Annotated in this window: 6 protein-coding genes and 1 pseudogene; 4 read left to right on the top strand and 3 right to left on the bottom strand. The window is 42.0% G+C overall.

Features of this window, described 5'->3' with window-relative positions; genetic code table 11:
* The first annotated feature begins 415 nt into the window (after nt 1-415).
* A complete protein-coding gene (argJ, locus tag PN447_RS07020) occupies nt 416-1,684 on the top strand; it encodes a bifunctional ornithine acetyltransferase/N-acetylglutamate synthase (RefSeq protein WP_271761968.1) in 1,269 nt (422 codons plus the stop codon).
* Nucleotides 1,685-1,784: 100 nt separating this feature from the next.
* On the opposite strand, the gene PN447_RS07015 is transcribed toward argJ, so the two are convergent.
* Nucleotides 1,785-3,104, bottom strand: a complete 1,320-nt coding sequence (locus tag PN447_RS07015; protein ID WP_271761966.1) for a proton extrusion protein PcxA — start codon at nt 3,102-3,104, stop codon at nt 1,785-1,787.
* An 87-nt stretch (nt 3,105-3,191) separates the two neighbouring features.
* Here PN447_RS07015 and PN447_RS07010 point away from each other — a divergent pair, with 87 nt between their 5' ends.
* Together PN447_RS07010 and msrA are read left to right on the top strand one after the other, a co-directional pair.
* Nucleotides 3,192-5,339, top strand: a complete 2,148-nt coding sequence (locus tag PN447_RS07010) for a recombinase family protein (protein ID WP_271761964.1) — start codon at nt 3,192-3,194, stop codon at nt 5,337-5,339.
* 127 nt (nt 5,340-5,466) lie between these two features.
* Nucleotides 5,467-6,135, top strand: coding sequence for a peptide-methionine (S)-S-oxide reductase MsrA (gene msrA, locus PN447_RS07005; protein WP_271761963.1), 669 nt, complete (start codon nt 5,467-5,469; stop codon nt 6,133-6,135).
* A gap of 61 nt (nt 6,136-6,196) precedes the next feature.
* Here the strand turns inward: msrA and PN447_RS07000 are convergent, their stop codons facing one another.
* Nucleotides 6,197-6,817, bottom strand: coding sequence for a 4Fe-4S single cluster domain-containing protein (locus PN447_RS07000; protein WP_271761961.1), 621 nt, complete (start codon nt 6,815-6,817; stop codon nt 6,197-6,199).
* 122 nt (nt 6,818-6,939) lie between these two features.
* Entirely contained in the window at nt 6,940-7,395 is a 456-nt protein-coding gene (locus PN447_RS06995) for a cupin domain-containing protein (RefSeq protein ID WP_271761960.1), read from the bottom strand.
* Between the two features lie 334 nt (nt 7,396-7,729).
* Between PN447_RS06995 and PN447_RS06990 the strand changes: the two are divergent.
* A pseudogene (locus PN447_RS06990) lies at nt 7,730-8,270 on the top strand (IS630 transposase-related protein); the annotation flags it as partial.

Genomic DNA, 8,270 nt, shown 5'->3' with positions numbered 1-8,270 from the left:
TTCGCGTTGGCAATAGTCTTAATTCAATACTTGATATCGTAGGATTATATATCAAGTTGGCGATTTTCTAACTCACTTATGTCAATACTTGTCAACATAAGTATAGTTTTGTATATAAAATAGTCAGCTTAAGACTAGCTCAATAAAATAATTGCAATCACCTGGTACTAAGCAGTTTTAGCCATATATTCAGACCTAGATACCTTCGCTGTTCAAGAATATTGATACAAAAGATAAATAAAGTGTATGACACCTCATATCTAAAATGCTATACTGTGCTATGTAGATGCACCCTGATGATCTGGAGAGCTGCCCATGTGGCTCTCCTTATTTCGCACTCGGCAAATATCTGGTGGTTGTGAAGAATTGGTATAATCATCGCCAGTTAATCAGCTAAGAGTGGCGGGAGAAAAAAATGGCAGATTGGCAGGAAATTAGTGGCGGTGTTACGGCTCCAAGAGGTTATCAGGCTGCGGGAATCAGGGCGGGACTAAAGCCTTCGGGATTGCCAGATTTAGCTTTGATCTGGTCTGATGTAGAGGCGATCGCAGCTGGTGTATTCACCACTAGCCAAGTTAAAGCCGCCTGTGTAGACTATTGTCGCCAACGCCTACAAGCCAAACATAGCGCCCGTGCAATCCTCTGCAATGCTGGTCAAGCCAATGCTTCCACAGGTATGCAAGGTATGCATGATGCTGTAGAAAGTGCGGAAATATTAGCACGGGAATTAAATATCTCCCCGGAATCGATTTTGCTAGCTTCCACCGGTGTGATTGGTCAACGCATGAAAATGGATGCCTTACGTGGTGGTATTCCTCAGCTAGTAGCAGCACTCTCCCAAACAGGTTCGGATGCAGCAGCCAAGGCAATTGTCACTACAGACTTGGTAACAAAATCTATTGCTTTAGAAACAACTATCGGCGATCGCCCAGTGCGAATTGGTGGTATTGCCAAAGGTTCCGGGATGATTCATCCCAACATGGCTACTATGTTAGCATTTGTGACTTGTGATGCAGCCGTTTCATCTCATTTGTGGCAACAAATGTTAAGTAGGGCAGCTGATCAAAGTTTTAATTCCATTACCGTAGATGGTGATACCAGCACCAACGATAGTTTAATCGCTTTGGCTAATGGTCAATCTCGCACACCAGCAATTACCGAAATGGGTCCAGAAGCCGAAAAATTAGAGGCCATGTTGACAGCAGTCTGTCAGCATTTAGCAAAAGCGATCGCCCGTGATGGTGAAGGTGCAACCTGCTTAATTGAAGTCCAAGTTACAGGTGCTCATGATCAAGTTTCCGCCCGTCAAATCGCTAAAACCATTGCAGGTTCATCTCTGGTTAAATCTGCCATCTTTGGACGTGATCCCAACTGGGGACGTATCGCCGCCGCAGCCGGACGTGCTGGCGTACCCTTTGAACAAGACAACTTACAAATTAAATTAGGGGATTTCCTATTATTAGAAAATGGTCAACCAGTATCATTTAACCGTGCAGCAGCCAGTGCATATTTAAAACAAACTGCGGCTGACTCTTCTGTGTATCACGACCATCTCCCAGGACAAAGAATAGATAATCCGGTGATTATTGCAGTTAAGGTTGGTAATGGTCATGGTTCTGGTAAAGCTTGGGGGTGTGATTTGAGTTATGACTATGTAAAAATTAACGCCGAATACACCACTTGAGTTAAAGCTGAAAAACTCCCCGTGGCGGTAATGACTCGGTGTAAAGCCTAGCTCTTGCATCTAGATTTCCCGAATTTATTACCGCAACATTGATGATTTTTTACTCATTCATGTTCCGATATGTAGCCACAGCAGAAGGTGATATGCGGTTTAAATAACGGAAAATCCAGTACTTAAAGATCGTATCCAAAATCACAGGGAATGTGGCAATAAATAAGAAAATAAAATCTCGGTTAGCTGGTAAGCCCCAATGACGTGATACACTCTCTAAAATTATTTCCCAGCCATGGGGAGAGTGGAAACCGACAAAAACATCAGTAAATAAAATAATAATAAATGCCTTAGCACTGTCACTTAAACCATAAACAATATGATCAAAGAAATCTTTTAACACCATAATCGAAGGCTTGCTCATCAGCAGCAAATAAATAAAAGCACCAACGGAAAAAATATCTGAAAAAACATTTTTAATGGCGTTAGCACTTTCCCTGCGAAATTGTTCGGCAATTTCATGGGCTTTTTCCTCCATCTCCATTTCCATCTCTTCCCCAGATAGTCGCGGTGCGCCACTAATCAAATTTTTAAACTTGATTTTTTCTTCAAATCTTTGCATTTCTAATAATGCTTCTTCCTCCATTTGCAAGTTGAGAAATATTGGTGATGTTTCCTCACTTCTGAAATGATTAACCAGCGGACTTACTACTAATACCTTAGATATTTGATGGGTTAAGAGAGGAACTATAATTAATAATAAAATAAATCTAATGGCTATTATGCTTCTTCTTTGATTATGACGAAAGTTCTTAATAACATCTTCTTCAGCATTGGGATCTAATTCAACTTGCAGACGACTGATTGTACCTAAAAGCGAACGGGGTAATATTCCAACTGTGTCAGATTTTCCACGCTTTTTTTGATTCTGTTCTTGATTTTGACTTGGTAGTTTTGGTGCAGATGGTTGAGAGGTAGGCGGAGTGACTTTGACTATTTGAGGCGGATTTACTAACTCCGGGGAATTGACCTCGGAATCCAAGTTATGATATTTACAGATAACTTGATCAATGAAATTTAATTTCTCTAAAATGGCGGACGGAGTAGGGTATTCTATACCGGTTTTACTCGCAGCCCTGTGATGAGATTCATTAGAAAACCAACGACTGGCTCGAAACTCTGTCAGTCGCATCCGAGCAATTTTTAATTGTTGCTTTAAAACTGACTCAAAATAATCCATCACACTGTTACTGTAGATGGCTGAATTTATCTCTATTTTGTTACCAGCGAAATGCTCATTTTCTAGTAGTTTAATCTCTAATGCAGCCTTATAAGCTGCATCCAGTGAACGCTCAGGGGTGAGTAAGTACCATCTGTAGGCAGACAATAAAAAGGGGTAAACTTTCTGGCTCAAAATCGGTATTTTCATCGTCAGTAATTATTCATCATTGATGATTGATTATGATCATTAAGTTGAAATACGAAGTATAATAGCAAATCTACAAGGGGAGTATTTGTGATTTCTCATTCTATTTGGGTTGTAGGTTCTAGTCGCAGTGGTAAGACGAGGCGCTTGGTAGAGAATTTGTCTAATTGGCTGCAAACTGAAAATCATAATTCCCCATTATCTGAGACTGAGAAACTAGGAAAGCAACCAGCCCAGTCCATACAACCACTCTTACATCTGCAAAAAACACATCCGGGGGTTTTGGTTTTAGCTGCAAATAGTGATAATCGTCGTACTTTGGCTGATCAAATCGCTACAGCTACTCAGGGAAAATATCCACTTCGAGTCAAGACGATGATGGGTTTTTTTCAGGATGAAGTTATTTTATTTTGGCCTTTATTAATTGAGTCTTTAAATCTCAAAGCACAATTCCCCATAGTATTACGCCCTGAGACTGAACAAGAATTGGCTACAAAATTGTGGGGTTCCCAGTTGGATGCAGCTACTGTGCGCCGTCGTGCAGGAGTGAACGAGTACCGTTTAGTACGCCGTATCCTCGATTTATTACAATTAGCCGCTTACAGTGGTACCCGCTGTGAAGATATTGGTGAGATTTTGCAAACAGGCTTACAAGAAAATGCCATGGATTTAGATTCGGATTTCGTGGCATCTTTATTGCTAGGTTGGCGCAACTGGTGTTTAGAAAGGGGATTGCTTAGTTATGGGATAATTACTGAAGTTTATAGTCAGAAATTATTCAGCCATCCCAACTACCAACAGCACTTAAATCAACGCTATCAAGCTATAGTGGCAGATGATGTTGATGATTACCCAGGAGTAGCGCGACAACTGTTTGATTTTTTGTTGGATCAAGGTGCAGTGGGTGCATTTAGCTATAACCCAGATGGTGCATCACGTCTGGGATTGGGGGCTGACCCCGATTATTTGCAGGGTTTAGCACAGCGTTGTCGGATTCAGACATTAACTACATCACCTTTACCAAGTTTATCAGATAAACTTTTGACCCCCATGCTAGACTTAATCACCCCTACGATGATGTTATCTAGCTTACCACCACCAGCACGGCTAATTAAAACCACCTCTCGGGCTGAATTATTAAGAAATATAGCAAAGGAAATTACTCAAGCTATCAAATCCGGACGGGTTAAACCAGAAGAAGTAGCAATTATCGCCCCTGGTCTAGATGCGATCGCTCGTTATACTTTAGTAGAAATCCTCACTAAGCAAAATATACCAGTCCAATCACTCAACCACCAACGACCCCTGATTACTTCATCTGTAATTCGTGCATTACTGACCATGCTAACACTAATCTATCCGGGTCTAGGTCGCCTAGTACATCGAGATGCGGTAGCCGAAATGTTAGTTATCTTGAGTAGAAAAACAGAAGTTGTTGATCATTCTTCCTCATTTTCCCCCCGCATCGACCCAGTACGCGCCGGATTGATTGCGGATTACTGTTTTGTACCTCATCCCGACCATCCCCACTTGCTACCAGTTACCGCATTTGATCGCTGGGATCGCATCGGCTATGCCGCTACTACAGCTTATCATCAGATTTTACAGTGGTTAGAAAAACAGCGAGCTGCTTGCAGCAGCGCTACGCTATCACAGCGGCGTTTAATTTCCAATCCCATTTCTGTTTTATTCCTAGCGATTCAAGACTTTTTGTTGAGGAATTCTCATCTTCCCTACGACCAAATGGCAGCATTGCGGGAATTCCTAGAAACTGCTCAACACTATTGGGAAATTCATAGCCGATTACAGCAGGGGAATTCCAGCACAACCATTGCTGAATTTATACAACTACTGCGACGTGGGACTATTACCGCCAATCCCTACCCCTTGCGTCCTATTGGACCAGGTAGCAAAGCTGTTACCCTCACAACTATTTTCCAGTATCGTTGTAGCAGAACATTTCACCCTTGGCATTTCTGGTTAGATGTTGGTTCCCCGTTATGGGTAAAAGCTGGTGCGTCTATGCTATTTGGGTCACAATTATTCTTACAACAGAGGTTAGGGGAACCTTGGACAGCAGAAGATCAAAATGTGCTAGAAGAAAGAAGATTACCGCATATTTTGGCAGATTTACTCTCTCGAGTCAGCGATCAACTCTATTTATGTCACAGCGACTTGGCTATAAATGGACAGGAGCAATTAGGGCGTATGTTATATTTAGTACATTCTCTTGGGTAAAAGTTCTGGCAGTGATAAAGATGCGAATCATCCATGAGCTTTTTCCGGGTCACCCTACGTCAGTGTAGGAGTATGTCACAATATTAAGTAACGTAAAGAAATTTAAGAGAAATCAAAGTTAAAAGCTATGGGACTATTTGGATTTGGTAAAAAGCTAACTATCCCCTCTCCAGAAGAAGCTTTACCAGGAAGAAGCTCATTAATGCCAGTACCCAATGAACATTATGTGAATCACAATCCCCTCAAACCTCCCTTTCCCACCGGATTGGAAACAGCAATATTTGGCTTAGGCTGTTTTTGGGGTGCAGAACGCAAATTTTGGCAACTTCCAGGAGTGTACACAAGCGCTGTGGGTTATGCGGCGGGTAGCACCCCTAACCCCACTTATCATGAAGTGTGTACAGGAATGACTGGTCATAACGAGGTAGTCTTAGTTGTCTTTGACCCCAAAGTGATTAGTTACCCTCAATTACTCAAAGTGTTTTGGGAAAGCCATAACCCCACCCAAGGAATGCGCCAAGGTAACGACACTGGTACTCAATACCGTTCGGGAATTTATGTTTATTCCCCACAGCAGAAGCAACTAGCAGAAGCATCCAGGGACGCTTATCAACAAGCTCTTAACAAAGCAGGTTATGGCAAGATTACCACAGAAATCCTAGATGCCCCTGAATTTTACTACGCAGAAGCCTATCATCAACAGTATCTCGCCAAAAACCCCAATGGTTATTGTGGTTTAGGGGGGACAAATGTTACTTGTCCCATCGGTGTTGTAGAATCTCAAGTTACCGGTTAATAAAAAATTAACTACCCCCAGTGGAGACGTTCCCACCGAACGTCTCTGTGTTCGGTGATAATTATTTGCTCAAACCGCCTTGATAACCAGTGACAATCCGGCTACCATCCTTGAGAATATGTATTTCTATCTGGTCGCTAGCCCAAGTCATCTGGTTTGCTAACTCTGGGTTAAAAACATGAACCCCTTGATTACTAGAAGAAACTAGAGAAGTGGGAGAATTGATAGCTAGAGACTCCACAAAAGGCCCATCAATCAAGATATCTAGTTCTGCTAATAAGGCCTGAGAATCTGGGGGAGCAGATTCCGACTGTAATTGTTTGAGGGTGAACCCAGTAAAAGACATTATATTTAATCCCCCAGCTTTGAGCTTACGAGCCAATGCAGTTAGTGCGGTGGCTTGCCAAAATGGTTCTCCACCAGAAAATGTCACACCTGTATTCTGAGGTTTGCTGAGGATATTCTCAGCCAGAGTGTCAACAGCAATTAATTGATTAATCTCAAATGACCAAGACTCAGGATTAAAACAACCAGAGCATTCACGGGGACAACCTTGTACCCACACAACAGCACGACGACCAGGACCGTTAACCTCTGACTCATCCACATAACCCATGATGTTCAGATACCCCGGGGGAATTTCTGTCAGTGCTGGGGATGGTTTGGTTAATTTAGTTTCCATCTCTATTCCTCTGTATTGGATAGTAGATCAATTGTCAGCACAGGCTGCTTGACTCGCTGCTATTGATTTGACTAATAGAAGTGTTCTTCTTTGAGCCTCACTCTTAAGGGTAGCAAAATTTGTTAACAACCCATCAACCCATCTACTCTCCCTAACACCGCCATATCCTCCCCATCTAACTCGACGGGAATACCACTACGAATTAATTCGGAAAAATCTTCATTGGGAACCATCACAGTTAAAGTATACAACCGAGTCTTACCTGTGTTCTTAATCAAATGAGTTCCAGTAGGCGGTACTAACAAACTATCCCCGGCTTTAATTTTCACAGTCTTACCGTCACATATTGCTAGGGCTTCCCCCTTGAGCACAAAAAACATTTCTACCGCCCATTGATGACGATTCGGTGGTGTTTGACCCCCCACGTCAAAAATTTCTACGCAGCAAGTCAAGGAAGTATTAGCATTCATCGAATCAAAAATAATCGCCAACCGATTAGAATCATCTGGACTAATCAGATATGTTTGATAATCTTTCGGAGACTTGATAATAGGAATTACACATTTAGTAGCGTGCATAAGCATAAATTTATCCCTGGCTTATTTTTTCACATTGCCTAACTGTTAATATTTAGAACAGCGAACTAGGTTAACCACTATGAGTTTTTAATTCGGCTGAAGAAAAAAAGGGTTTAAATAATCAAGTTTACCCCACGCATCATCACAACGATCTACTAAACTAGCACAGCTAAAGGAAATATAGCAACCGCCAAGTTAATTTAAGCATAAACTATAAGTAGTCCGTTTTCACGTGAAGCGATCGCTTGCTACAGGTATAGCAACCACCAAGGTAATTTAAGTATAAACTATAAGTAGTCCCTTTTCATCTGAAGCGATCGCTTACTACAGGTATATGCCCAAGCCGTACAGTTACGACCTTCGTCAAAAAGTAATCCAAGCGATTGAACTCGATGGCTTGAAGAAAACTCAAGCCAGTCAAATGTTTAATATTAGTCGCAACACCATCACCCTATGGTTGAAGCGAAAAACCGAAACGGGGGACTTCCAAGCCTTGCCTAGTCAACGTCCTGGGAATGGTCACAAAATTACCGATTGGGAAAAATTTCGTGAGTTCGCTTTACATGGCGATAAAACCCAAGTAGAGATGGCCTCACTTTGGCCTGAAGAAATTAGCGATCGCACAATCTCAAGAGCTTTAAAAAAAATTGGTTTTACGCGAAAAAAAAGACTTATGGCTACCGTGAGCGCGATGAGGTCAAACGACAGGCTTTCGTAACGCAGTTGTCTAAGTTACCTGCGGAGAAGATTGTATACCTCGATGAGTCAGGAATGGACAACCGAGACCAGTATGATTACGGTTGGAACTCAAAAGGACAGCGCTTCCATGCACTTAAATCAGGTCGTCGTGAAGGTCGGGTGAACATAATTGCCGC

It is taken from the genome of Anabaena sp. CS-542/02 (genome assembly GCF_028331085.1).
GTDB lineage: Bacteria > Cyanobacteriota > Cyanobacteriia > Cyanobacteriales > Nostocaceae > Anabaenopsis > Anabaenopsis arnoldii.
Note: the sequence above shows the minus strand (reverse complement) of the source record. Positions and strands in the feature narration are given on the sequence as shown.

Bases quoted from the DNA above. Each gene is read 5' to 3' on its own strand.
- PN447_RS06995 (WP_271761960.1), bottom strand. From the start codon at position 7,395: ATGCACGCTACTAAATGTGTAATTCCTATTATCAAGTCTCCGAAAGAT.
- msrA (WP_271761963.1), top strand. From the start codon at position 5,467: ATGGGACTATTTGGATTTGGTAAAAAGCTAACTATCCCCTCTCCAGAA.
- argJ (WP_271761968.1), top strand. From the start codon at position 416: ATGGCAGATTGGCAGGAAATTAGTGGCGGTGTTACGGCTCCAAGAGGT.
- PN447_RS07015 (WP_271761966.1), bottom strand. From the start codon at position 3,104: ATGAAAATACCGATTTTGAGCCAGAAAGTTTACCCCTTTTTATTGTCT.
- PN447_RS07000 (WP_271761961.1), bottom strand. From the start codon at position 6,817: ATGGAAACTAAATTAACCAAACCATCCCCAGCACTGACAGAAATTCCC.